Raw genomic sequence first — 23,042 nt, forward strand, 5'->3', positions numbered from 1 at the left:
CGGGACAGAGGGTGGCGGCCCTTACAGCTCGCCGTACGAATGCAGGCCCGACAGGAACATGTTCACGCCCAGGAACGCGAAGCCTGTGACCAACAGACCCACCAGCGCCCAGTACGCGGCGCCGTCGCCCCGCAGGCCTTTCATCATGCGCATATGGAGCCAGGCGGCGTAATTGAGCCAGACGATCAGCGCCCACGTTTCTTTGGGGTCCCACTGCCAGTAGGCGCCCCAGGCGTCGGCCGCCCACAGCGCGCCCAGGATGGTCGCCACGGTAAAGAAGGCAAAGCCGACGGCAATGGCCTTGTACATGATGTCGTCAAGGATCTCGAGCGCGGGCAGCCGTTCGGCAATCCGGCGGCGGCCCAGCAGGATGCCGCCCACGATCAGCGCCACCACCGCGGCATAGACCATCCAGTACGCCGGCATGCCGCTCTGGCGAAACACCATCGGTTCCAGGCCCAGCAGCACCCCCAGCAGGAACAGTGGCGACAGCTTGACCCACGACGTGGTCTGCCCATGCGACTTGACCAGGTAGGCGAACGCCACCATGGCCGCCAACGAGAACGTGCCATACCCAATGAAGTTGGCAGGCACATGCAGCTTCATCCACCAGCTTTGCAGGGCGGGCACCAGCGGCTGGATTTCCTGCGCGCCGCGATCAAACGTGTACCAGAGCAGGAAAGCCACGGCCGACGAGATCACCAGCAGCACAAAACCACCCAGGCTGCGGGTTTCGTATTTCTGTTCGTAGTACAGGTAGAACAGCGCCGTGATCAGCGAGAACAGCACGAACACTTCGTACAGGTTGCTGACCGGAATGTGGCCGATGTCGGGGCTGAGCAGATAGCTTTCGTGCCAGCGCACCAGCAGGCCGGTCAGGCCGGCAAACACGGCCGACCAGCTGAGCGCGGTGCCCAGCCAGGCGCCCGTGGCGCTGCGGCCGACCAGGCCGATCCAGTAACAGGCGGTGGCCAGCACAAACAGCGTGCACATCCACAAAATCGCCGATTGCGAGGACAGCAGGTATTTCAGGAAGAAGGCCTGATCGCCCCGCGCCAGGTCACCGCCATAGGCCATGACCGCCAGGCCGCCGCTGATCGTCACGGCGATCATCAGCGAGCGCAGGGGCCGCCACAACCAGCCCAGCCAGGCCAGCACGATCACGCCGCCGCCCAGGATCAGCTTGTCGTAATAGTTCATGATGCCGCCGGTGTGGCGGTACGCAAACACGGCGCCGGCCACCAGCAGCAACGCAAAGACCGCGTCCGTCCAGTCGACGCGGCGCGAACCGGCGTCGACCGGCGGCTTGCGCAGGGGGCCGTTGGCCGCGCGGGAAGAAGTCAGTTCCATCAGCTACCACCTTTGGTGTCATGCCCTTGCACGGTCGGGTTGCCGGCCGGTTGCCTGTCTTGCAGCACGTCGGCCAGATCCGCTTTGAGCACGTCATATTCCCGGTTGAAATCGAGGGTGCGGCGTTGCGAGGTCATCGCCATCCGCGTATCCGAACCCGCGCCGCCCGACGGGGCCGGCTTGATCCACAGCCACACCCGCCGTTCGCGAATGTAGAACATTGAAAACACGCCCAGCACCAGCAGCAGGCAGCCCAGGTAAACGGCCGTCTTGCCCGGCGTTCGGCTGACCTGGAACACACTGGCCTGCACGTGGTTGAAGCTGGACAGGCTGAGCAGCACCGGCGCGGGATACAGGAACATGTCCGACAGCGCCGCAACCGACATCTGCGTCCAGGCCGACGCCTGCTCGACTTCCGGACCGGTGCGGGGCAAGGGCGCCAGGCCCAGGCGTTCACGCGCCACATTGCGCAGTTCGGCCATCGCACCGCCCAGCAGTTTTACCACTACATCCGCCGCGCGTTGCTGTTCCGCAGCCGGCACGTTGCCTTCCAGGAAGCGCGCAATGGCCTGCAAGCCGCCCGTGGCAAAGGTGTCCAGCGCGCGCTGCGCGGATTCGCGCAGTTGCTGCGTCAGAGCTTCGCCGCCCGAGCCGGCGGCAAGGCGGTTGCTGTCGGCGAACCGGCGGGCGGCCAGTTCGCGGGCGGCCGGGTCCTGCAGTGCGGCGCGCAGGCCCAGGAATTCTGCCATGGTGGACTTGGCGTCGGCCGGGATCCGCACATAGCGGAATTCGTCTTCGGGATTGGCCCGCATGCCGTTCAGGAACACCGGTGTGCCTTCCACATCCACCGGCAGCATGTAGTTGTTGAACTCATAGGCCTGGCCGCTGGCGTCGCGCAGCTTGTATTGCACGCTGGGGCCGACGTTGCGAAAGTCCTTGTCGTGCCCGACCTTGGCCGCGCTGCCCGCCACCGACGCGACATGCTCGCGCAAGGCCTGCGGCGCCGGCGTGCCGACTTGCGACGCAAAGTTTTCGACGTTGATGGGACGAAAGCCGCTGAATTCGACGGTCAGGTCTTTCAGGTCCTGGGTGTTGGCCCCACCGCCCTGTGCGCTGGCGGGCACCAGCGAAGCCGTTCCGCCGACCTTGCCTTCGACCGGGAAGGCATAGTTGTCCGCCCCGCGCAGCGCGTGGCCGACCAGGCTGAGCGTACTGCCGCCATCATCGAAACTGGACTGATAGACCGTCACGCCCTTGTAGCGCAGCGGCTCGTTCACCTCGATCTTGGCCGGAAATTTGTCGCCGGTTTCGCCATCGGTGACTTCGACTTCGCTGGCGAACAGGCGCGGCATGCCGGTCGAGTAGTACTCGACAATGAATTTCTTGAGTTCGATCGTGAACGGCAGCGGCTGCACCATGGCCCCGTCGCCCACCAGCACGATCGCATTGCGGCTTTGCCCGCCTTCGGGGATCAGCACGTTGGCGCGAAAGCTGGGATTGTCGATGCTCAGGCGGCCGCTGGGCGGCACGTCGGCAATCGCCATGTTGTCGTGCAGCGGCGCCTTGCTGCCCAGCCACACCTGCAGGCGCACCGGCATTTCGCTGTCCAGCAGCCCGCCAATACAGATGATGACGATGGCGGCGTGCGCAAAGATATAGCCCAGCCGGTTGCCCGTGCCGGTCTTGGCCGCGATCAGGGTGGCATCGCCGTCCTGGCGCAGGCGCAGCTTGTAGCCGCGGCGTTTGAGCAGCGCGGCCGACGCTTCGACCGCCTCATCGACCGGCACCGCGCCATCGACATGGGCGCGGTGATGGAAGGAATTGAAGCTGGACTCGCGCATGTGTTCGCGATACGTGCGCATTTCCTTGATCATCTTGGGCGCATTGCGCACCAGGCACAGGCTGGTCGATACGACCAGAAAGCCCATGATCAACAGGAACCACCACGCGTTATAGACGTGATAGAGCGAGAACGTGTCGAACACCTGGTACCAGAAGGGCCCGAACTGGTTCACGTAATTGTTCGACGGCTGGTTCTGGACCAGCACGGTGCCGACCACGCTGGCCACACAGATGAAGGACAGCAGGCTGACCGCGAAGCGCATGGAGCCCAGCAGTTCCACGACGTCGTCCCGATAGCGGGCGGCTCCCGTGGTGCGTTGGACCGGTGTTGAAGCATTCATGGAATCGAAAACCTTGCCGTGGCGGCACGGATGGGCGGACACATCGCCCGCTGCGGCAGGGTCGCCGCGCTAGAACGATAACAGGCGAAGCCCGGGGGACGTGCGGATGGGCGGGCCTGGCGTGACAAGGGGCGGATCGCTCCGCCCCTTGTCAAAGACCGAGGGTCCGCCCGGCAGTTCCGGCCCGGATCAGCGCAGACCGGCGATGTAGTCGGCCACCGCCTTGATTTCGGCGTCGGACATGCGCGATGCCACGCCGGTCATGGCCACGTTGTTGTGACGGGCGCCACTGCGGAACGCCACCAGTTGCGCTTCGGTGTATTCGGCGAACTGGCCGGCGATGCGCGGATACTGCGCGGGCATGCCGGCGCCGTTGGCCGCGTGGCACGACGCGCAGGCCGGAATGTTCTTGGACGCCACGCCGCCGCGGTAGATGCGCTGGCCCAGTTCGACCGTGTCCTTGTTCTTGGCGGTGGCCGGCTTGAGCGTCTGGGCGCCGATGTAGGCCGACACGTTGCGCATGTCTTCATCGGTCAGGGGGGCCGCCATCGCGTTCATGACCGCGCTGGGCCGCTCGGGCGTCTTGGCGCCTTCCTTGACCTTGAAGTTCACCAGCTGCTTGTACAGGTAATCGGGGTGCTGCCCGGCCAGCTTGGGATTGGCCGCGCCGGCGCTGTTGCCGCCCGGACCGTGACAGCTCGCACAGGCCACGATGTTGCGGGCGGCGTCGCCGTTCGCGTAGAGCTGTTCGCCCTTGGCCGGATCGATCTTGGGACGGGCCGGCGCCGCGGCGGGCGCGTCGGCGGCAACGGACGGCGACAGGGCCGTGGCACCAAACATCAGACCGCTCGTGATGAGCATCAGGGACAGCACACGCTTCATGGAAAACCTCGACGACCTAAATTCCCGCGACCCAAAATCCCGCGAGTCGATACTCGCGAGTCAGATTCCTGAACTGCCGGGCCACTCCGCCGCCGGCGTGCAGCGACTCCGTGCCCGGTATTGCCTGTCTGTCGACTGTCTATTGACGGTCGATTGCCTGTAGTGCGCTGCTGCTGCCGCCGGATGTCTGGCATCCGGTCGTTGGCACAGATGTCTCACATCCGTTCTTGTAAACCGTTGCCTGGGGTGTGTTCAACCCTGATCCGACTTCCTGACCGGTTGATCCTTTCCCCCACGCAAACCTTTATTCGCCTTGCTCAATGCTTTTGCGTTCCCCGTTCCCGATAGTCGGCGCCATGACTTCGTCTTCAAAGACCAGATCTTCAGCCAGCGCTCAATCTTCAGGAAACCTCTTATTATAGCAAGGAGTCAGGACAGAGATCATCGAACCACGATAAAGGAACAACAACGATGGCGATCTACCAGCTTGGGGAAAACACCCCTTCCGTGCCCGAATCGGCCTATGTCGCCGATGAAGCGGTCCTGATCGGCAAGGTGGTGCTGGGCGAACACGCCAGCATCTGGCCGGGCGCCGTGCTGCGTGCCGACAACGACACGATCCGCATCGGCAACTCCAGCAACGTGCAGGAAGGTGCGGTGCTGCATACCGACCCCGGCCTGGAATTGACCATCGGCGACTTCGTGACCGTGGGCCACCAGGCCATGCTGCATGGCTGCACCATCGGCGACGGTTCGCTGGTGGGCATCCAGGCCGTGATCCTGAACCGCGCGGTGATCGGCAAGGACTGTCTGGTCGGCGCCGGCGCCATCGTGACCGAAGGCAAGACCTTTCCCGACCGGTCGCTGATCCTGGGCGCGCCCGCCAAGGTGGTGCGGGAACTGAGCGATGAAGACATCGCAAAGATCCGCACGGGCGTGCAGAGTTATGTCACGCGCCAGGAAACCTTTAAGAAGACGCTGAAACGCGTGGGGTGACAGGCTTTACAATGGGGGTCCTAGTCCTTCGGCGCTTTCTGCCCCCTACTGTGTCCATCCTTCATCGCGCCCACTTCACGACCTCCGCTGCCCGGCTGGATCAACTGCCGCCGCCCAGCGCCCCCGAGGTCTGCTTTGTCGGGCGCTCCAACTCGGGCAAGTCGTCGGCCATCAACGTCCTGACCCAGCAACGCCGCCTCGCGTTTTCCAGCAAGACGCCCGGCCGCACGCGGCTGATCAACATGTTCGGCATGCCCGACAAGCTCGAGCCCGAACGGGACATCGGCTACCTGGTCGACCTGCCCGGCTACGGCTACGCGTCCGTCGCGCGTGAAGACCGGTCGGCCTGGGCCCACGTGCTGGGCGGTTACCTGCGCGACCGGCCGTCCCTGGTCGGCATCGTGCTGCTGGTGGACATCCGCCGCGGCGTGACCGACCTGGATCGCAATCTGATCGAATGGATCGCCCCCTCGGGCAAGCCGGTCCTGGCGCTGCTGACCAAGGCCGACAAGTTCGCCTATGGCCAGCGCATCAAGATGCAGTTTGCGGTCAAGCAGGAACTGGCAGCCATCGGCATGCTGCACACCGTGCCCTTCTCTTCGACTCATCGTATCGGGCTGGAAGACGCGACCACGCACATCGAGAACTGGATCTCGCCGCAGGTCGCCGCCTGACCCCCGCTGCGCCCCTTGACGGAAAGCCATCATGAGCCAACACGCCGTATTTGCCGATTTTCCCGCCGGCCGTCCCCGCCGCCTGCGCCGCGACGACTTCACGCGCCGCCTGGTGCGCGAACACGCCCTGAGCGTCGACGACCTGATCTACCCGGTCTTCGTGGCCGAAGGCAATGGCTTGCGCCAGCCGGTGCCGTCCATGCCGGGGGTCGAACGCTATAGCCTGGATACGCTGCTGCCGGTGGCCGAGCAGTGCGTGGAACTGGGCATTCCGGTGCTGGCGCTGTTCCCGGTGATCGATGCGTCGCTCAAGACCCCGGACGGCGTCGAGGCCACCAATCCCGACGGGCTGATCCCCCGCGTGGTGGCGGAACTCAAGAAGCGCTTTCCCGACCTGGGCGTGATGACCGACGTGGCGCTGGATCCGTACACGAGCCACGGCCAGGACGGCGTGATCGATGACGAAGGCTACGTGATCAACGAGATCACGACCGAGATCCTGGTGCGCCAGGCCCTGGTGCAGGCGCGGTCCGGCGTGGACATCGTGGCGCCCAGCGACATGATGGACGGCCGCATCGGCGCCATCCGCCAGGCCCTGGAAGCCAATGACCTGATCCACACCAAGATCATGGCCTACTCCGCCAAGTACGCCAGCGCCTTCTACGGCCCGTTCCGCGACGCCGTGGGGTCCGCCACCAACCTGGGCAAGTCCAACAAGGCGGCCTACCAGATGGACGCCGGCAACATCGACGAAGCCCTGCGCGAAGTGGCGATGGACCTGCGCGAAGGCGCGGACATGGTCATGGTCAAGCCCGGCATGCCCTACCTGGACGTGCTGCGCCGCGTGAAGGACACCTTCCATGTGCCCACCTTCGTCTATCAGGTCAGCGGCGAATACGCGATGCTGAAGGCCGCCGCCGCCAACGGCTGGCTGGACCACGACAAGGTGATGATGGAATCGCTGCTGGCGTTCAAACGCGCTGGCGCGAACGGCATCCTGACCTACTTCGCCATCGACGCGGCGAAGCAACTGCGCCGCTCGTGAGCCCCGGCCTGCTCGCCGGCGCGGCCACGGCGCACGGCATGGACGTGCTATGGATCGCCGACCACGGCACCGCCCACGCGGCGCACAGCGGCGTCATCCCGTCGCTGAAAACGGCGCAGCAGGGCTTTCTGTGGATCGACACGACCGTGGAAAGCCTGGTGGCCGACCCGGAAGGCTGGCGATCGCACATTGAAGAAATGACTGGCGTGCGGCTGCACGACCTGCATCTGCAGGACGCCGCCAACCCGGCCCACCCTTCGTACTTCGACAACACCGCCAGCTACGAGATGGTGATCTTTCGCCGTCTGGCCACCAACGAATCGACCGAACCCAACGGCACCGCGATCGGCGAGCCCGGCAGCATTCCGCTGCTGACCAATCTGCAGACGCACCCGATTGCTTTCTTTGTGCTGCCGCGCGCGCTGATCACCGTGCGGCACGGCGACAGCACCAGTTGCACGCAGATGAAGCGTCGTTTGCACGAACTGCGTGACCCGGCGCCCACCCTGACGATCCACAACGATGGCAGCCGCGTGCTGGGCAGCGTCGGCACGCTGGCGCGCGCCCCCGCCGGCCCGGCCGAACTGATGCTGCGGCTGCTGAACGCAATGGTCGATCGGTATCTGGCCATGCGCCAGCCACTGACCAACCAGCTGGACCGGTGGCAGCGCGAACTGCTGAACCCGAGCGGCCGGTTCCGCAACTGGCTGGCCTTGCTGGACGCGCGGATCGTGCTGCGGCGGCTGGAAAACCTGTGCGAAGAACAGTACGACGCGATGGGCGAACTGCGCGACGCCGCCATGGACCGCAGTGATGACGCGGCGGGTTCGGGCGCTTTCGATGCGCGGCGCGACGCGCTGCTGGTGCGCATCAACGACGTCATGGAACACATTGGCCGCGTGCTGAATCACGCGCGGCGGATGGAGTCGTCCGTGGAAAACGCCGTGCAGCTGCACTTTTCAGCCACCGCCCACCGCACCAACGAAATCATGCGGATCCTGACCGTGGTGACGGTGCTGTTCATGCCGCTGACGCTCATCACCGGCATCTTCGGCATGAACGTGGACCAGATGCCGCTGGTGCATCACCCCGAGGCGTTCTGGTGGATCATGATCGGCATGCTGACGGTCGCGACCGGCCTGTGGATCTGGTTTTCGGCCCGACGCTTTCTGGAATCGCGGCCGTACCGGATCGCCGAGGCGCTGGCCCGCAAGGCGGGGCTGCGCAACGGGCGCGGGTCGCATTCGGGGGATAGCCGGATCTGACGGCGCGGTGCGTGGTCGCCTTCCGCGCTAGCGCCAGGCGCGGCCGACGGGCAGCCAGTATGTCTGGTCCGACGCGGCGGCATGCCTGGCGACCGAGACTCGTTGGGTTGCCAGGCTACCGAGATACGGCGCTGCTGGCCAGGACCTTGTCCAGCGCCCTGGCGAATCGCTCGGCATTCTGGAAGCCGATCACCCGCACATCACGAATGACCTCGCCGCCCGGGCGGAAGAACACGATGCCCGGCGGGCCAAACAAAGAAAAGCGCTTCAACAAGGCCTTGTCGTCCGCATTGTTGGCGGTCACATCCACCTGCACCATGCGGATGCCAGCCAGCCGCTGCACCACTTCCGGTTTCGGGAAGGTGAAGGCTTCCATTTCCTTGCACGACACGCACCAGTCCGCGTAGAAATCGAGCATGACCGGACGGTCGGATGCGGCGACGAGTGCGTCCAGTTCGGCCACGGTGCGGATCTGTTCGAAGTGTTCTGCGCCCTTCCGACTCACAGGCTTGATTGCGGGGGCGCCTGAGGTATTGCCGGCGATGCCGTCGACGAAGCTGCGTGGGCTGCTGTCGGTCACGCCAGCGCCGGGCGCGACGTCCATGCCGAGCTGGCCGCCAGTCGCGGCGCCTTGCCACGCGCTGGGGGACCCGCCTGGAGCGACGCTCATCGCCGGGGACTGGACCGCGGAACCGAGCACGGCCTGGGCGGATGACGCCGTGGCGGCGCCGGCACCCTGGCCTGAGCTGCCGGCCTGGCCGGCACCTGCACCGGCACTAGCACCTGCGCCTGTACCTGTACCACCGTCGAAGCCGCCACTGCCTGCAACGATACCTGGCCCTGCTCCAGCATCCCCGGCGTACTGCCCGCCCGCCAGATGCGCCAGAGGTGTCCACGGGTCGCGTCCGCCGCTCGCCACGCCCACCCACTGCAGCACGCCCAGCAGCGCGAACAGCACGCCCACGCCCTTGATCATGCGCCGCCCCACGCCGACCGGCGCCGGCAGCGCGTCAAAGGCGTGCAGCAAGGCCGCGGTCAGCACTGCCAGCACACCCCACCCTGCCATCTGCACCGGACCAGACAGGACCGGGGACAGCATCCACCAGGCCACGGCCAGCAGCAGCATGCCAAAGAAGCGTTTGACGCCATCCATCCAGGCACCCGCACGCGGCACCAGGGCGCCGGCCGATGCACCTGCCAGCAGCAGCGGCACGCCCATGCCCCACGCCAGCGCAAACAGCGCCAGGCCACCGAGCAGCACGTCCCGCGTCTGCGAGATGTACAGCAGGGCCCCGGCCAGTGGCGCGGCCACGCAGGGGCCGACGATCAGCGCCGAAATCGCGCCCATGGCCAGCGCACCCGTGGCCCGCCCGGCCGGCAGGCGCGCCATGCGGGCTGACAACCGGCTTTGCACGCCCACCGGCAACTGCAATGTAAAGACATCGAACATGGCCAGCGCCAGTACGGCCAGCAGCAACGCGAACGCCCCCAGCACCCATGGCCCCTGCAAGGCGGCGGCCAGGCTTTCGCCGCTCAGCCCCGCCGCCACGCCCACGGCGGTGTAGACGACCGACATGCCGGCCACATACACGGCGGCCAGGCCCAGGCCACGCAGCCGCGGCCGCGTACTGCGGACGTTGTCGCCCACCAGGATCGACGACAGAATCGGCACCATCGGCAGCACGCAGGGCGTCAGCGACAGCAGCACGCCGAGCACAAAGAACACCAGCACTGTCTGCAGCAGCCCCCCGCCGGCCAGCAGGTCGGCCAGGCCGACGTCGTCGCTGTGGATCATGCGGGTCAGCCGCGAGGCCAGCCCGTCGTCCACCGCATACCCGCCCGCGATCGCCGCCAGCTTGACGGTGTATTGCGTGGGGGGATAACACAGGCCGGCGTCGGCGCAGCCCTGGGCGGTGGCGACCAGCGTGAGCGGCTGGGCCGAACCTGCCGCGGAATTCGCACCAACGCCTGCACCTGCACTTGCACCGGCACCTGCCCCCACCGGCACCCGCACCGTCACGCTATCCCGGTACGTCTCGACATCCTTGTTGAACGTCAGGTCGAACTTGATCTTGCCCGGCGGAATCTGCGGCTCGCCCAGCACCGTGCCGGCCGGCTCCGTCTCGAACCGGAACTGCTCGCGGTACATGTAGTACCCCGGCGCAATGCCCCAGCGCAGCTCGATCAGATCGGGCGACGTCATCACCGCCGAAAAGGTAAACGCCTTTTCGGGCGGCAGGAATTCGGGGTCGGCAGCGCGCGCGGACGTCGATACAAACGCCACAATGGCCGCCAACAGCAGCACCCAGGCCAGCGCCAGCACCCGGCGGAATATGCTCGCCAGGAACCCGCGCGCCACAACACCCCCTCGCGCGCCGCACGGTGCGGCACAGTCAGCAGGGGCAGCGTCGGCAGCCACGGCGCCACGGTAATCGATAGGCAAAGCAGGCATCACGCTCGGGTTTCTTCCCGTATCCAGTCCAGGTAGGCCGGCAGGCCGTCCTGGGCAGGGACGACCAGGACTTCCGGCACGTCGTAAGGGTGCAGTTCGGTCAGCGCCGCGATCACCGCATCGCGGCGTCCGGCAATGGTCTTGATCCACATCGGCAATTCGGTGGCCTGCTCGACCAGGCCCTGCCACCGATAGACAGACCGCATGGGCGCGCCGACGTTCACGCACGCGGCCAGCTTCCGGTCGACCAGCGCGGTCGCGATCCGGTCGGCCGTCTCGGCGTCGGGGGCGTTGGTAATCACCAAAAGGACAGTATCGGTCAGCATTGGGGCACAAAAGGCGGGAATCGGTGGCCTCATCTTACCGCGTCGATCCCGGCCACCGGCAACGCGCGCCCCGCCCCACACCCGTGCCATGCATTAGCTCAGCTAATGCATCACCGAAAAATGATCGTTTGCGGCCTGCCGGACACGCGCCCTAGTATGCATTCGACCCAGACCTCTGCGTTCCGATCCCGCTGACCTCTTTTTTTCGACTCCGCATGCATCCCATCTTCTCGCACGTCCCCGCTTTCCGTTCCGGCCTGACCGCCGCCGCGCTGTGTGTCGCCGCCGTGTGCGCCATGCCCGCCGCCCATGCTCAGGACGTGTTTCCGTCCAAGCCGATCACCGTCGTCATCCCGTTCCCGCCGGGCGGCATCAATGACAACGTCGCGCGTCCGGCGCTCAAGAAGATGGGCGACCTGCTGAACGTGTCGTTCGTGGCCGAAAACCGCGCCGGCGCCAGCGGCACCATTGGCACCGGCGCCGTGGCGCGTGCCAAGCCCGATGGCTACACGCTGCTGCTGGGCGCGGCAAGCACCATGGCCGTGGTGCCGAACATGATGAAGACGGCGCCCTACGCGCCCATGAAAGACTTCGTGGCCGTGGGCGGCCTGGCCTCGGTGCCCAGCGTGCTGATCTCGGCCCGCAAGGACCTGTACCCCAACTACGCCGCCGTGCTGGCCGCGGCCAAGCAGACGCCAGACCGCCTGACCTTCGGGTCGGCCGGCGCAGGCACGTCCCACCACGTGCAGATGACCTTCCTGAACCAGCAAACCAATGTGTCCATGCTGCACGTCCCGTACAAGGGCAGCGGCCCGGCCATGGCCGACCTGCTGGGCGGACAGATCGACTTCCTGATGGATCCGCTGCCCACCACCCTGCCCCAGGTGCAGGGCGGCAAGGTGGTGCCGATCGCCATCACCAGCGCCAAGCGTTCGCCGTTGCTGCCCAACGTGCCGACCTTTGTCGAACTGGGCGTGAAGGACTTCGTGGTCACCACCTGGTTCGGTTTCTTTGCGCCGGCCGGCACGCCGCCCGAGATCGTGGCCAAGCTGTCGAGCACGCTGAAAGAAGCGCTGGCCGACCCGGAAGTGGTCAAGAACATGGAACAGCGTGGCCTGGATCCCATGTACAAACCATCGGCTGACATGGGCGATTATCTGGCCAAGGAAAATACCTTGTGGAAGCGCGTGATTGCAGAGACGAAAATGGCGCTTGAATAAGCCCTAATATCGTTGCTGCATGCGCCGTACCCTGCCTCCGCTGACCACCTTGCGACCGTTCGAATCCGCCGCCCGCCTTGGCTCGTTTTCCGCGGCGGCGGAAGAACTCGCGCTGACGCAAGGCGCGGTCAGCCTGCAGATCCGCAATCTGGAAGACTTTCTGGGCAGGAAACTGTTCGAACGCAAGGTGCGCAAGGTCGTGCTGACCGACGACGGCAGGGAGTACTACGACACCTGCCGCCGCGCGCTTGAAGAACTGGAACGGGTCACGCGGCGCATGCAGGGGCAGGACGGCCACACCATCGTGACCGTGTCTGCCCTGCCGACCATCGCCACCATGTGGCTCATGCCCAAGCTGTCCGATTTTTCGTCGACCTATCCGGATATCGAAGTGCGTGTCGTGACGTCGATCGCGCCGGTGGACCTGCGCGGCAGCGACGCCGACATCGCCCTGCGGGTCGGCCGTCTGCCCGGCAAGCACTATCCGCGCGGGCTGCCGGGCATCGACCTGGTCATGACGGAACATTGGGAAGGCGTGGTCGCCGACTATCTGTTCGACGACGTGCTGGTGCCCGTGATTTCGCGCAAGCTGCTGGATCAGGGCGCGCGTATCGAACAGCCGCGCGACGTGCTGAAGTATTCGTTGATCCACACGGCCAGCCGGCGCAATGCCTGGCGCGACTGGCTGCGTGCGCATGACGTGCCCGAAGAAAAGCATCGCAGCCCGGTCGAATACGGGCATTTCTTCATGGCGGCCAAGGCGGCGCTGGACTGCAAAGGCATCGCCATCATTCCGTACAAACTGTTCGAAACCTATCGCCACCGATCGAACGATCTGCTCGCGCCGCTGGCGCCCGACGTTCCGAGCGCCGGCGAGTACTACATGCTGACCCACGAATCGCGGATCGATTCGCCCGCCATCCGGATCCTGCGCAAATGGATCCTGTTGATGGCGGATGCGGAACGGCCGCTGACGACGTGACCCTTCATTCCTGAACCCGACTACGGCAAAACAGCCTTTAAAAAGGAGACATCCATGTCCACCCCCCGCACCTCGCTTCGCGTCGGTATCGCCGGCCTTGGCGCCGTTGGCCGCCAGCTCGCCACCGTGCTTGACGCCGGCATTCCCGGCCTGACCCTGGCCGCCATTGCCGTCCGCGACGAAGCCAAGGCCCGCGCCAGCGTCACGCTGACCGGCTCCCCCGTGTTTACCGACATTGCCAGCCTGGCGTCGCATTGCGACATCGTGGTCGAATGCGCCCCGGCCGCGCTGATGCGCGACATTGCCGTTCCAACGCTGACGGCCGGCAAGATCCTGGTTGCCCTCAGTTCCGGCGCCCTGCTGTCCAATATGGACCTGGTCGACCTGGCCCGCGAACACCAGGGCCAGATCATCGTCCCGACGGGCGCGCTGCTGGGCCTGGACGCCGTCAGCGCCGCCGCCGAAGGCGTGATCCACTCGGTCACCATGACGACCCGCAAGCCTGTCAAAGGCCTGCTGGGCGCGAAATACCTGGTCGACAACAACATCGACATCGCCGGCATTACCGAACCCATGCGCATCTTCAGCGGCACGCCGCGTGAAGCCGCCGTGGGCTTTGCCGCCAACCTGAACGTGGCAGTGGCGCTGTCCCTGGCGGGCATCGGCCCCGACCGCACCAAGCTCGAAGTCTGGGCCGACCCCAATGTGGAACGCAACATCCACCGCATTGAAGTCGATGCCGATTCGGCGTCGTTCTCGATGGAAATCCAGAACATCCCGACCGAAAACCCCAAGACCGGCCGGATCACCGCGCTGAGCGTGATCGCTGCCCTGCGCAAGCTGACCGCGCCGATGCGCGTGGGTACCTGACATGGCAATGGTTGACCCGGCCAATGCCGGTGCTGCAGCGACGAGGTCCGCTCCTGCCGGGGCCGCGCATGCAGGGCCTGCGTCGACGGCGTCTTCGGCAACGGGGCGCGCAGCCTCGGACGCTGCGCCCATCGACGTCGCCCTGTGCTGCGAACACCCCGAAGCCGCCAGCTGGCAGGCCATGCTGGCCGGCCTGCTGCCCGGGGTGCGCCTGCACGCCTGGCCCACGGCCTGCCCCGACGCACGCGCCGCCATCGTGTGGTCGCCCAGCCAGGCCTTTTTCGATGCGCACCCGCGCCTTGAAGTGGTGTTCAACATGGGCGCCGGGGTCGACGCGATCCTGAAGCTCAAGCTGCCGGCGGGCGCGCGCATCGTGCGGATCGAAGACGGCGGCATGGCCGTGCAGATGGCCGAATACGCCTGCCATGCGCTGTTCCGCCACGTGCGCGAATTCGACGTGTACGACGCGGAACGTGCCGCCGGCCATTGGGCGCCCCGCCCGGCCCGCATGCGGCAGGACTTTCCGGTGGGCGTGATGGGCCTGGGCGCATTGGGCAGTGTCGTTGCCCGCAGCGTGGCCGGCTTTGGCTACCCAGTGCTGGGCTACAGCCACTCGCAAAAGCAGATTGACGGCGTGACCTGCTACGCCGGCGACGCGCTGGACGACTTCCTGGCCGCCACCCGCGTGCTGATCTGCGTGTTGCCGCTCACACCGGCCACCCGCGGCATCTTGCGCCGCGAGACGTTGTCCAAGCTGCGCCCACAGGGCTATGTGATCAACATGGCGCGCGGCGCGCACCTGGTGGAAGACGACTTGCTGGCCCTGCTGGACGAAGGCGTGCTGGCCGGCGCCGCGCTGGATGTGATGCAGACGGAACCCTTGCCTGCCGGGCACCCGTTCTGGACGCATCCCAAGATCCGCTTCACGCCGCATGTTTCGGCGCAGACGATCGTGGCCGAGGCGATTGCGCAGATGGCGCCGCGCATCGCTGCGTGGCAGCGCGGAGAAGACGTGGGCGGGGTGGACGCAGCTCGGGGGTACTGACGCGGCCTGGCGAGGCGGCCTGATGAGGCGGCGCGGTGAAGCGGCGTGGTGAGGCAGCGTGATCGCACCCGGGCCCGGATCGTCGGGCGCGCGCTGCCGACGCAGCCCCTTGGGGCCTGGGCAGTCCACCACGCACAGACGAAAAAAAAGGCCGGGATCTCCCGGCCTTTCCATTTCGGCACTGCAAAAGTCGTGGCGCGATTACTCGACGTCGACGGCTTCCGTTTCTTCAGCGCGGTCAACCAGTTCCATGTAGGCCATCGGAGCGTTGTCGCCCTGACGGAAACCCATCTTCAGGATACGGGTGTAGCCGCCGTTGCGTTCCTTGAAACGCGGGCCGATTTCGGCAAACAGCTTCACGACCAGATCGCGGTCGCGCAGGCGGGCAAACGCCAGACGCTTGTTGGCCAGCGTGTCTTCCTTGGCGAGCGTGATCAGCGGCTCGACGACACGGCGCAATTCTTTCGCTTTGGGCAGCGTGGTTTTGATGGCTTCGTGGGTCAGCAACGACACGCACATGTTGCGGAACATGGCTTGGCGGTGGCTGCTGGTGCGGTTGAGCTTACGAAGACCGTGACGATGACGCATGGTAATTCCTTGTAGATGAATCTATGGTGCGGACGTTGCCGCAGGATCCAGCTCTTCTATCAGCTTGCTTGCGCGCGCTGCGGGCCGGGATAGTGCCCTGGTGGTTGCCTACCAGGGCGCGTAATTGTAGTACGCATCGGGCCTGGATGGGCGCTTAATTGCCCGCCCAGGCCCGATGTTGCAGAACTCAAACGTTGCCGGGCAAGACACCATGCGGGGCGGATCGCCCCTGCACTGTCTGGTCCGGCTGCGCCCGTTCCTGCCGACCGCCTTATGGGCGCTCGAGGCCCAGCGGGGGCCAGTTTTCCAGCTTCATGCCGAGCGTCAGACCGCGCGCTGCCAGCACTTCCTTGATTTCGTTGAGCGACTTGCGACCCAGGTTCGGGGTCTTGAGCAGCTCGTTTTCGGTACGCTGGATCAGGTCGCCGATGTAGTAGATGTTTTCGGCCTTCAGGCAGTTGGCAGAACGCACCGTCAGTTCCAGATCATCGACCGGGCGCAGCAGGATCGGATCGATCTGCGGCGTGCCACGGGCAGGCGCTTCGATCGTTTCGGTCGAACCTTCCAGCGCCGCGAACACCGACAACTGATCCATCAGGATACGGGCCGACTGGCGAACCGCTTCCTCGGGCGAAATCACGCCGTTGGTTTCGATGTCCAGCACCAGCTTGTCCAGGTCGGTACGCTGTTCCACACGGGCGCTTTCGACCGTGTAGCTCACGCGGCGGATCGGGCTGTACGACGCGTCGAGCACGATGCGGCCCACGGCGCGCGAGTGATCTTCGGCAAAGCCGCGCAGGTTGCCCGGCACGTAGCCACGGCCCTTCTCGACCTTCAGTTGCATCTCGAGGCGACCGTTGTCGGTCAGGTTCGCGATGACGTGATTCGGGTTGATGATTTCGACGTCATGCGACAGTTCGATATCGGCCGCGGTCACGACGCCTGGGCCTTGCTTGCGCAGGGTCAGCGCAACTTCATCGCGGTTGTGCAGCTTGAACACCACGCCCTTCAGGTTCAGCAGGATGTCGACCACGTCTTCACGGACGCCGTCGATCGCCGAGTATTCGTGCACGACACCGGTGATCTGCACTTCGGTCGGCGCATAACCGGCCATCGACGACAGCAGGATGCGGCGCAGCGCATTGCCCAGGGTATGACCATAGCCGCGTTCGAACGGCTCCATGATCACCTTGGCGTGATTCGGACCGACGCCTTCGACGTCGATATTGCGTGGCTTCAGAAATGCGGCATTCGCCATGAACGATTCCTTATCAATACCCTCGGCTCGTTACACCGATAAGGCTGGGGAAATACGCGTTAGCGTGGGCCCGAAAATGGGCGTGCAAGCAAGCTTGCGGATAGGCGTGCAAGCGAACTTGCGGGTCGTGCGGTAAGGCTTGTCAGGACTGAGGCCCCGTGCGGCAACAGGTGCCGGACGGAGCCTTTCAGAAAACCAAAAACCGCGCCACCAGGGCGCGGCTGTCTGGCACTGTCTCGAATTAACGCGAGTACAGTTCGACGACCATCGATTCGTTGATGTCGCGGGCGACGTCAGCGCGGTCAGGAACCTGCTTGAAGGTACCTTCAAGCTTGTTGGCGTCGACGCTGACCCACTGCGGCATGCCTTGCGAGGCGGCCAGGGTCAGGGCTTCTTGAATACGGGCTTGCTTCTTCGCCTTTTCGCGGACAACGACGACGTCGCCGGCCTTGATCTGGATCGACGGCACGTTGGCGGTCACACCGTTCAAAGCGAAAGCCTTGTGGCTGACCAACTGACGCGCTTCAGCGCGAGTCGAGCCAAAACCCATGCGGTACACCACGTTGTCAAAACGCGATTCCAGCAACTGGATCAGGTTTTCGCCGGTGTTGCCCTTGCGGCGGTCGGCTTCTTCGAAGTACTTGCGGAACTGCTTTTCCATGATGCCGTACATGCGCTTCAGCTTTTGCTTTTCACGCAGTTGCAGGCCGTAGTCCGAGGTACGCGAACCGGAGGTGCGACCATGTTGACCAGGCTTGCTTTCCAGCTTGCACTTGGAGTCCAGCGAACGGCGCGCGCTCTTCAGGAAGAGGTCGGTGCCTTCACGACGGGACAGCTTACATTTAGGGCCAATATAACGTGCCACGATATTCCTTTTCTCTGTCAGGCCAGGCGGCTTACATGCGCCAGGCGAGGAGTTTGCCTGTAATGGGTACGGTCGTTTTCACGAGCGCGGCAAACAGTGGTCTTGCATTCAGGCGATCTCGGCGACAAGGCCAAGGCGCCCCCAACAACTTGCGTACGGAGCTTGGCAGAGCCAGGCTTAGATACGACGACGCTTCGGCGGACGGCAGCCGTTGTGCGGCACTGGCGTGATGTCGGCGATGCTCGAGATCTTGATGCCCAGTGCGTTCAACGCGCGGACGGACGATTCGCGACCTGGGCCTGGACCCTTGATACGCACTTCGAGCGTCTTGATACCGTATTCCAGCGCAACGCGGCCGGCGGCTTCAGCAGCAACCTGCGCTGCAAACGGGGTCGATTTACGCGAGCCCTTGAAGCCAGCACCACCCGACGTCGCCCACGACAGAGCATTGCCCTGGCGATCGGTGATCGTGATGATGGTGTTGTTGAAGGACGCGTGGACGTGCGCGATACCGTCCGAAACGCTCTTCTTGATTTTCTTGCGAACACGCTGCGAAGCATTGTTGTTCGGTGATTTCGCCATTTTTCAATCCTTGACTGGGTGACAGCCGTCTCAGCTCCAGGTATGCCGTCTGCACGGCGACCCGGATCCGAAATTACTTTTTGAGCGATGCGGCTGCGCGACGCGGACCCTTGCGGGTACGAGCGTTGGTGCGAGTACGCTGACCGCGCACTGGCAGACCGCGCTTGTGACGCAGACCACGGTAAGAGCCGAGGTCGATCAGACGCTTGATCGACAGTTGGATCTCGCGACGCAGGTCACCTTCAACGGTGAATGCGTTCACGTGTTCACGAATCCGCTCGAGTTCAGCGTCGTTCAGATCCTTGACCTTCTTCGAGCCGAGCACGTTCGCCGATTCGCAGATCATGCGAGCGCGGGTACGGCCGATGCCGAAGATTGCCGTCAGACCGATTTCGGTGTGCTGATGCGGCGGAATGTTGATGCCAGCGATACGGGCCATAACGTTTCCTTGAATACCTAAACCGTAGGACGGAACCTGAGGTTCTTAGCCCTGACGTTGCTTGTGGCGCGGGTCGGTGCAGATGATCCGCACTACGCCCTTGCGCTTGATGACCTTGCAGTTACGGCAGATCCGTTTAACTGATGCCATTACTTTCATGATTGACTCCTAGTCTTTCTTCAGCGCACCGGCTGGTTCCCGCCCTTGAAGTTCGCCTTCTTGAGCAAGGAATCGTACTGGTGCGACATCACGTATGCCTGTACCTGGGCCATGAAATCCATGGTGACCACGACGATGATCAGCAAGGACGTTCCGCCAAAATAGAACGGGACGTTCCAACGCAAAACCAGAAACTCTGGCAGCAGGCACACCAACGTGATGTAGATGGCGCCAGAAAAGGTCAGGCGCATCAGGATCTTGTCGATATACCGCGCTGTCTGCTCACCGGGACGGATCCCTGGAACGAACGCGCCACTCTTCTTCAGGTTATCGGCGGTCTCGCGGCTGTTGAACACGAGGGCCGTATAAAAGAAGCAGAAGAACACGATCGCGATGGCATACAGCGAGATGTACAGAGGTTGTCCGGGAGACAGCGCGCCGGCCAGGTCTTTCAACCACCGCATGCCATCACCACTGGAGAACCAGCTGGCCACCGTTGCCGGAAACAGGATGATCGACGATGCAAAGATCGGCGGAATCACCCCAGCCATATTCAACTTCAGAGGCAGATGCGAGCTCTGGCCGCCGTACACACGATTGCCCACCTGACGCTTGGCGTAGTTGACGACGATCTTGCGTTGTCCGCGTTCCACGAACACCACAAAGGCCGTAACCAACACCACCAGGACGATGATGAACAGCGCGGACAGGACTGCCATGGCGCCCGTATTGACCAGCTCGAACAATCCGGCCAGCGCATGCGGGAGACCCGCGGCGATACCCGAGAAGATCAGGATGGAAATACCGTTGCCCAGACCACGTTCCGTGATCTGCTCACCCAACCACATCAGGAACATCGTTCCCGTGACCAACGAAATCATCGTCGTGACGCGAAAGACCATGCCCGGATCAATGACCAATCCAGCTTGCGACTCCAGGGCGACAGAGATACCTACCGCCTGAACCATCGCCAACGCCAACGTACCGTAGCGTGTGTACTGCGTGATCTTGCGTCGCCCGGCCTCGCCTTCTTTCTTGATCGCTTCCAACGACGGCACGATGACCGACATCAGCTGCATGATGATCGACGCCGAAATGTACGGCATGATCCCCAATGCAAAGATCGAGAAACGCGAAAGCGCACCGCCCGAGAACATATTGAACAGGCCCAGAATGCCGCCCGAGTTCTGATTGAACAGGGAAGACAACTGGACCGGATCAATCCCCGGAACGGGGATGTGTGTACCGATCCGGTACACCACCAGGGCGAGCAACAGGAAAACCAGCCGACGTTTCAGATCGCCGTACTTGCCTGGTTTACCCAGTGCGTTCGCATTAGCCAAAGCTTAGCCCTCGAGTGTCAGACCAACGAGCCGCCGGCGGCTTCGATCGCTGCCTTGGCGCCGACCGTTGCCGTCAGACCCTTGAGCGCAACCTTGCGGGAGAGCTCGCCGGACTTGATGACCTTGACGTACCGTACGGCCTGGCCAACCACGCCGGCCTGCTTGAGCGCTTGCAGGTCGATGTCATCGACAGGCAGGGCTTGCAGATCGGACAGGCGAACCTGCGCGTACAGATGTTGACCGAGCGAGGTGAAACCCCGCTTGGGCAGACGGCGGTACATAGGCATCTGACCGCCTTCGAAACCGACCTTGTGGAAGCCGCCCGAACGGGACTTCTGTCCCTTGTGGCCGCGACCTGCCGTCTTGCCGAGGCCGGAACCGATACCACGGCCGACCCGACGCTTGGCGTGCTTGCTGCCGATAGCCGGCTTGAGCGTATTCAATTGCATGCTAGACCTCTCAGGCTTCCGACACGGTGACCAGATAGGCCACCTTGCGGATCATCCCGCGGACTTCGGGCGTGTCTTGCAGGACGCGCGTGGTGTTGATGCCACGCAGTCCCAGGCCACGCACAGTAGCGCGGTGCGACTCGGGCGTCCCGATAGGGGAGCGCACGAGCGTCACTTTGACGTTCTTGGTGTCTGCCATGGTTTACCCCAGGATCTCTTCGACGGACTTGCCACGCTTGGCGGCGATATCCGACGGGGTCGAGCACAGGCCCAAACCGTTGAGCGTGGCGCGAACCAGGTTGTACGGGTTGGTCGAGCCGAGGCTCTTCGCAACCACGTTCCGCACGCCCAGGACGTCGAAAATCGCGCGCATCGGGCCGCCGGCGATAACGCCAGTACCTTCCGCAGCGGGCGACATCAACACCGTGGAGGCGCCGTGCTTGCCAACAACCGTATGGTGCAACGTACCGTTCTTGAGCGGCACCTTGATCATGCGGCGGCGGGCTTCTTCCATTGCTTTCTGGACAGCGACCGGCACTTCACGCGCCTTGCCCTTGCCCATGCCAACGCGTCCGTCCCCGTCGCCGACTACCGTCAGCGCCGCGAAACCGAGGATACGACCACCCTTCACGACCTTCGTCACGCGGTTGACCGCGATCATCTTTTCGCGAAGACCGTCGTCACGCTCTTCCGACGCGGAATTCTTGCCTTGCATCTTGGCCATGTAATCCTCGCTTAAAACTTCAGGCCGGCTTCACGCGCGGCATCGGCCAGGGCTTTGACGCGGCCGTGGTAACGGAAACCCGAGCGATCGAACGCCACGTTTTCGATACCAGCTGCCTTGGCCTTCTCGGCCACGCGTTTGCCTACCAGGGTTGCTGCGGCAACATTGCCACCCTTGCCGGAGTCGCCCGAAATCTGCTGGCGGACTTCCGGTTCGACGGTAGAGGCGCTGACCAGCACCGTATCGCCTTCGGGAGAGATAATGTTTGCGTAGATGTGCAGGTTCGTGCGGAACACCGACAGGCGATGCACACGCAACTCGGCGATCTTTTTGCGGGTTGGAACCGCACGACGCAAACGAGCTTGCTTTTTGTCCATGATTCGTCCTTGCCAGCGCTTTATTTCTTCTTGGTCTCTTTAATGACGACCTTTTCGCCGACATAACGTACGCCCTTGCCCTTGTAGGGTTCGGGTTCACGGTATGCGCGGATCTCGGCTGCCACCTGACCAACTCGTTGTTTGTCGGCGCCCTTCAAGACCACTTCGGTCTGCGTCGGGCATTCGACCTTCACACCAACCGGCATCGGGTGCACGATATCGTGCGAGTAACCCAATTGCAGTTTGATGGAGTCGCCTTGTGCCTGGGCACGGTAACCCACGCCAACCAGGCTCAGGCGACGTTCGAAACCCTTGCTGACGCCAGTGACCATGTTGGCCACCAGTGCGCGTACGGTTCCGGACATGGCCTTCGCTTCGCGCGAGTCATCGGCTGCGGCAAACGTCATCTTGTTCGAATCGAGGTCGATCTTGACCTGGCCGGTCAGCGCCTGGGTCAGCGAACCAAGAGGACCCTTGACGGTGATCTCTTGGTCATTGATGCTGGCCTCGACGCCTTTCGGCATTTCGACGGGGTATTTAGCAATACGTGACATATCGAACTCCTTAAGCCACGTAGCAGAGGACTTCGCCGCCCACGCCGGTGGCGCGTGCCTTGCGATCTGTCATCACGCCACGCGAGGTGGAGACGATGGCCACGCCCAGGCCGTTCAGGACCTGAGGAATGGCGTCATGGCCTTTGTAGATACGCAGGCCCGGCTTCGAGACGCGGTCGATGCGCTCGATAACGGGACGGCCTGCATAGTACTTCAGGGTAATTTCGAGTTCCGGCTTGCCACCGTTCGGGTTCACCTGGAAACCGTCGATGTAGCCCTCGTCCTTCAGCACAGCGGCAATGGCCGCCTTCAGCTTCGAGGAGGGCATCGTCACGGAAGCCTTGTCTACGCGTTGCGCATTACGGATGCGCGTCAGCATATCGGCGATCGGATCGCTCATGCTCATAAATGCTC

26 protein-coding genes are annotated in these 23,042 nt (G+C 64.0%); 8 read left to right on the forward strand and 18 right to left on the reverse strand.

The annotated features are described in order from the left end of the window. Positions 1–21: 21 nt before the first annotated feature. From ccsB to HD883_RS27090, 3 genes are all read right to left on the reverse strand, one after another. Positions 22–1,350: a c-type cytochrome biogenesis protein CcsB gene (gene ccsB / locus HD883_RS27080; protein WP_179590908.1), complete on the reverse strand. Its 1,329-nt coding sequence runs from the start codon at positions 1,348–1,350 to the stop codon at positions 22–24. Beyond that, complete coding sequence (locus HD883_RS27085; protein ID WP_373563496.1) at positions 1,350–3,533, reverse strand: cytochrome c biogenesis protein ResB; 2,184 nt, start codon at positions 3,531–3,533, stop codon at positions 1,350–1,352. Before HD883_RS27085 ends, ccsB begins: the two co-directional genes overlap by 1 nt. Positions 3,534–3,722: 189 nt before the next feature. After that, on the reverse strand, positions 3,723–4,415 hold the full coding sequence (locus HD883_RS27090) for a c-type cytochrome (protein ID WP_179590906.1): 693 nt from the start codon (positions 4,413–4,415) through the stop codon (positions 3,723–3,725). 471 nt (positions 4,416–4,886) lie between these two features. Between HD883_RS27090 and HD883_RS27095 the strand changes: the two genes are divergently transcribed. The 4 genes from HD883_RS27095 to HD883_RS27110 are packed head-to-tail and all read left to right on the forward strand — an operon-like array spanning position 4,887 to position 8,395. After that, positions 4,887–5,411, forward strand: a complete 525-nt coding sequence (locus HD883_RS27095; RefSeq protein ID WP_179590904.1) for a gamma carbonic anhydrase family protein — start codon at positions 4,887–4,889, stop codon at positions 5,409–5,411. A gap of 50 nt (positions 5,412–5,461) precedes the next feature. After that, positions 5,462–6,085, forward strand: coding sequence for a ribosome biogenesis GTP-binding protein YihA/YsxC (gene yihA, locus HD883_RS27100; RefSeq protein ID WP_179590902.1), 624 nt, complete (start codon positions 5,462–5,464; stop codon positions 6,083–6,085). 31 nt (positions 6,086–6,116) lie between these two features. Next, entirely contained in the window at positions 6,117–7,130 is a 1,014-nt protein-coding gene (gene hemB / locus HD883_RS27105; RefSeq protein WP_179590900.1) for a porphobilinogen synthase, read from the forward strand. Beyond that, positions 7,127–8,395 (forward strand): magnesium transporter CorA family protein, encoded by a 1,269-nt coding sequence (locus HD883_RS27110; protein WP_179590898.1) that lies wholly within the window; start codon positions 7,127–7,129, stop codon positions 8,393–8,395. Before hemB ends, HD883_RS27110 begins: the two co-directional genes overlap by 4 nt. Positions 8,396–8,510: 115 nt before the next feature. Here HD883_RS27110 and dsbD read toward each other — a convergent pair whose 3' ends face one another. Together dsbD and cutA are read right to left on the reverse strand one after the other, a co-directional pair. Further along, a complete protein-coding gene (gene dsbD / locus HD883_RS27115; protein ID WP_179590896.1) occupies positions 8,511–10,847 on the reverse strand; it encodes a protein-disulfide reductase DsbD in 2,337 nt (778 codons plus the stop codon). After that, entirely contained in the window at positions 10,847–11,173 is a 327-nt protein-coding gene (cutA, locus tag HD883_RS27120; RefSeq protein WP_179590894.1) for a divalent-cation tolerance protein CutA, read from the reverse strand. Before cutA ends, dsbD begins: the two co-directional genes overlap by 1 nt. Positions 11,174–11,388: 215 nt before the next feature. On the opposite strand from cutA, the gene HD883_RS27125 reads away from it, so the two are divergent. The 4 genes from HD883_RS27125 (at position 11,389) to HD883_RS27140 (ending at position 15,290) form a co-directional block, all read left to right on the forward strand. Then, positions 11,389–12,393 carry a Bug family tripartite tricarboxylate transporter substrate binding protein gene (locus HD883_RS27125; RefSeq protein WP_179590892.1) on the forward strand — a complete coding sequence of 335 codons (1,005 nt, stop codon included), beginning with the start codon at positions 11,389–11,391 and terminating at the stop codon, positions 12,391–12,393. Positions 12,394–12,412: 19 nt separating this feature from the next. Beyond that, positions 12,413–13,375, forward strand: a complete 963-nt coding sequence (locus HD883_RS27130) for a LysR substrate-binding domain-containing protein (RefSeq protein ID WP_179590890.1) — start codon at positions 12,413–12,415, stop codon at positions 13,373–13,375. 54 nt (positions 13,376–13,429) lie between these two features. Further along, positions 13,430–14,245, forward strand: a complete 816-nt coding sequence (locus tag HD883_RS27135; RefSeq protein WP_179590889.1) for an aspartate dehydrogenase — start codon at positions 13,430–13,432, stop codon at positions 14,243–14,245. Between the two features lie 130 nt (positions 14,246–14,375). Then, positions 14,376–15,290, forward strand: a complete 915-nt coding sequence (locus HD883_RS27140; protein ID WP_373563497.1) for a 2-hydroxyacid dehydrogenase — start codon at positions 14,376–14,378, stop codon at positions 15,288–15,290. A 201-nt stretch (positions 15,291–15,491) separates the two neighbouring features. Here HD883_RS27140 and rplQ read toward each other — a convergent pair whose 3' ends face one another. The 13 genes from rplQ to rpsH form a co-directional block, all read right to left on the reverse strand. Then, complete coding sequence (gene rplQ, locus HD883_RS27145) at positions 15,492–15,878, reverse strand: 50S ribosomal protein L17 (protein WP_179590887.1); 387 nt, start codon at positions 15,876–15,878, stop codon at positions 15,492–15,494. A 271-nt stretch (positions 15,879–16,149) separates the two neighbouring features. Continuing rightward, positions 16,150–17,136 carry a DNA-directed RNA polymerase subunit alpha gene (locus tag HD883_RS27150; protein ID WP_179590885.1) on the reverse strand — a complete coding sequence of 329 codons (987 nt, stop codon included), beginning with the start codon at positions 17,134–17,136 and terminating at the stop codon, positions 16,150–16,152. A 241-nt stretch (positions 17,137–17,377) separates the two neighbouring features. Beyond that, positions 17,378–18,001, reverse strand: a complete 624-nt coding sequence (rpsD, locus tag HD883_RS27155) for a 30S ribosomal protein S4 (protein ID WP_179590883.1) — start codon at positions 17,999–18,001, stop codon at positions 17,378–17,380. A gap of 177 nt (positions 18,002–18,178) precedes the next feature. Then, on the reverse strand, positions 18,179–18,583 hold the full coding sequence (gene rpsK, locus HD883_RS27160; RefSeq protein WP_179590882.1) for a 30S ribosomal protein S11: 405 nt from the start codon (positions 18,581–18,583) through the stop codon (positions 18,179–18,181). 73 nt (positions 18,584–18,656) lie between these two features. Further along, a complete protein-coding gene (gene rpsM, locus HD883_RS27165; protein WP_179590881.1) occupies positions 18,657–19,022 on the reverse strand; it encodes a 30S ribosomal protein S13 in 366 nt (121 codons plus the stop codon). Between the two features lie 45 nt (positions 19,023–19,067). Next, the gene (gene rpmJ / locus HD883_RS27170) at positions 19,068–19,181 is read right to left on the reverse strand and encodes a 50S ribosomal protein L36 (RefSeq protein ID WP_179590879.1); all 114 of its coding nucleotides are present in this window, start codon (positions 19,179–19,181) and stop codon (positions 19,068–19,070) included. Between the two features lie 20 nt (positions 19,182–19,201). Then, positions 19,202–20,524 (reverse strand): preprotein translocase subunit SecY, encoded by a 1,323-nt coding sequence (gene secY, locus HD883_RS27175; protein ID WP_179590877.1) that lies wholly within the window; start codon positions 20,522–20,524, stop codon positions 19,202–19,204. A 17-nt stretch (positions 20,525–20,541) separates the two neighbouring features. After that, on the reverse strand, positions 20,542–20,973 hold the full coding sequence (gene rplO, locus HD883_RS27180) for a 50S ribosomal protein L15 (RefSeq protein WP_179590875.1): 432 nt from the start codon (positions 20,971–20,973) through the stop codon (positions 20,542–20,544). 10 nt (positions 20,974–20,983) lie between these two features. Then, a complete protein-coding gene (gene rpmD, locus HD883_RS27185) occupies positions 20,984–21,172 on the reverse strand; it encodes a 50S ribosomal protein L30 (protein ID WP_179590873.1) in 189 nt (62 codons plus the stop codon). A gap of 3 nt (positions 21,173–21,175) precedes the next feature. Beyond that, a complete protein-coding gene (gene rpsE / locus HD883_RS27190) occupies positions 21,176–21,697 on the reverse strand; it encodes a 30S ribosomal protein S5 (protein WP_179590871.1) in 522 nt (173 codons plus the stop codon). Positions 21,698–21,708: 11 nt separating this feature from the next. After that, complete coding sequence (rplR, locus tag HD883_RS27195; RefSeq protein ID WP_179590869.1) at positions 21,709–22,074, reverse strand: 50S ribosomal protein L18; 366 nt, start codon at positions 22,072–22,074, stop codon at positions 21,709–21,711. A gap of 20 nt (positions 22,075–22,094) precedes the next feature. Next, positions 22,095–22,628 (reverse strand): 50S ribosomal protein L6, encoded by a 534-nt coding sequence (rplF, locus tag HD883_RS27200; RefSeq protein WP_179590867.1) that lies wholly within the window; start codon positions 22,626–22,628, stop codon positions 22,095–22,097. Positions 22,629–22,638: 10 nt separating this feature from the next. Then, on the reverse strand, positions 22,639–23,034 hold the full coding sequence (gene rpsH, locus HD883_RS27205) for a 30S ribosomal protein S8 (RefSeq protein ID WP_179590865.1): 396 nt from the start codon (positions 23,032–23,034) through the stop codon (positions 22,639–22,641). Between the last annotated feature and the right edge of the window lie 8 nt (positions 23,035–23,042).

The sequence above is a fragment of the Pigmentiphaga litoralis genome (assembly GCF_013408655.1).
In the GTDB taxonomy this organism is placed as follows: domain Bacteria; phylum Pseudomonadota; class Gammaproteobacteria; order Burkholderiales; family Burkholderiaceae_B; genus Pigmentiphaga; species Pigmentiphaga litoralis_A.

Bases quoted from the DNA above. Each gene is read 5' to 3' on its own strand.
- ccsB (WP_179590908.1), bottom strand. From the start codon at position 1,350: ATGGAACTGACTTCTTCCCGCGCGGCCAACGGCCCCCTGCGCAAGCCG.
- HD883_RS27085 (WP_373563496.1), bottom strand. From the start codon at position 3,533: ATGAATGCTTCAACACCGGTCCAACGCACCACGGGAGCCGCCCGCTAT.
- HD883_RS27090 (WP_179590906.1), bottom strand. From the start codon at position 4,415: ATGAAGCGTGTGCTGTCCCTGATGCTCATCACGAGCGGTCTGATGTTT.
- HD883_RS27095 (WP_179590904.1), top strand. From the start codon at position 4,887: ATGGCGATCTACCAGCTTGGGGAAAACACCCCTTCCGTGCCCGAATCG.
- hemB (WP_179590900.1), top strand. From the start codon at position 6,117: ATGAGCCAACACGCCGTATTTGCCGATTTTCCCGCCGGCCGTCCCCGC.
- dsbD (WP_179590896.1), bottom strand. From the start codon at position 10,847: ATGCCTGCTTTGCCTATCGATTACCGTGGCGCCGTGGCTGCCGACGCT.
- cutA (WP_179590894.1), bottom strand. From the start codon at position 11,173: ATGCTGACCGATACTGTCCTTTTGGTGATTACCAACGCCCCCGACGCC.
- HD883_RS27125 (WP_179590892.1), top strand. From the start codon at position 11,389: ATGCATCCCATCTTCTCGCACGTCCCCGCTTTCCGTTCCGGCCTGACC.
- HD883_RS27130 (WP_179590890.1), top strand. From the start codon at position 12,413: ATGCGCCGTACCCTGCCTCCGCTGACCACCTTGCGACCGTTCGAATCC.
- HD883_RS27135 (WP_179590889.1), top strand. From the start codon at position 13,430: ATGTCCACCCCCCGCACCTCGCTTCGCGTCGGTATCGCCGGCCTTGGC.
- rplQ (WP_179590887.1), bottom strand. From the start codon at position 15,878: ATGCGTCATCGTCACGGTCTTCGTAAGCTCAACCGCACCAGCAGCCAC.
- HD883_RS27150 (WP_179590885.1), bottom strand. From the start codon at position 17,136: ATGGCGAATGCCGCATTTCTGAAGCCACGCAATATCGACGTCGAAGGC.
- rpsK (WP_179590882.1), bottom strand. From the start codon at position 18,583: ATGGCGAAATCACCGAACAACAATGCTTCGCAGCGTGTTCGCAAGAAA.
- rpsM (WP_179590881.1), bottom strand. From the start codon at position 19,022: ATGGCCCGTATCGCTGGCATCAACATTCCGCCGCATCAGCACACCGAA.
- rpmJ (WP_179590879.1), bottom strand. From the start codon at position 19,181: ATGAAAGTAATGGCATCAGTTAAACGGATCTGCCGTAACTGCAAGGTC.
- rplO (WP_179590875.1), bottom strand. From the start codon at position 20,973: ATGCAATTGAATACGCTCAAGCCGGCTATCGGCAGCAAGCACGCCAAG.
- rpmD (WP_179590873.1), bottom strand. From the start codon at position 21,172: ATGGCAGACACCAAGAACGTCAAAGTGACGCTCGTGCGCTCCCCTATC.
- rpsE (WP_179590871.1), bottom strand. From the start codon at position 21,697: ATGGCCAAGATGCAAGGCAAGAATTCCGCGTCGGAAGAGCGTGACGAC.
- rplR (WP_179590869.1), bottom strand. From the start codon at position 22,074: ATGGACAAAAAGCAAGCTCGTTTGCGTCGTGCGGTTCCAACCCGCAAA.
- rplF (WP_179590867.1), bottom strand. From the start codon at position 22,628: ATGTCACGTATTGCTAAATACCCCGTCGAAATGCCGAAAGGCGTCGAG.
- rpsH (WP_179590865.1), bottom strand. From the start codon at position 23,034: ATGAGCATGAGCGATCCGATCGCCGATATGCTGACGCGCATCCGTAAT.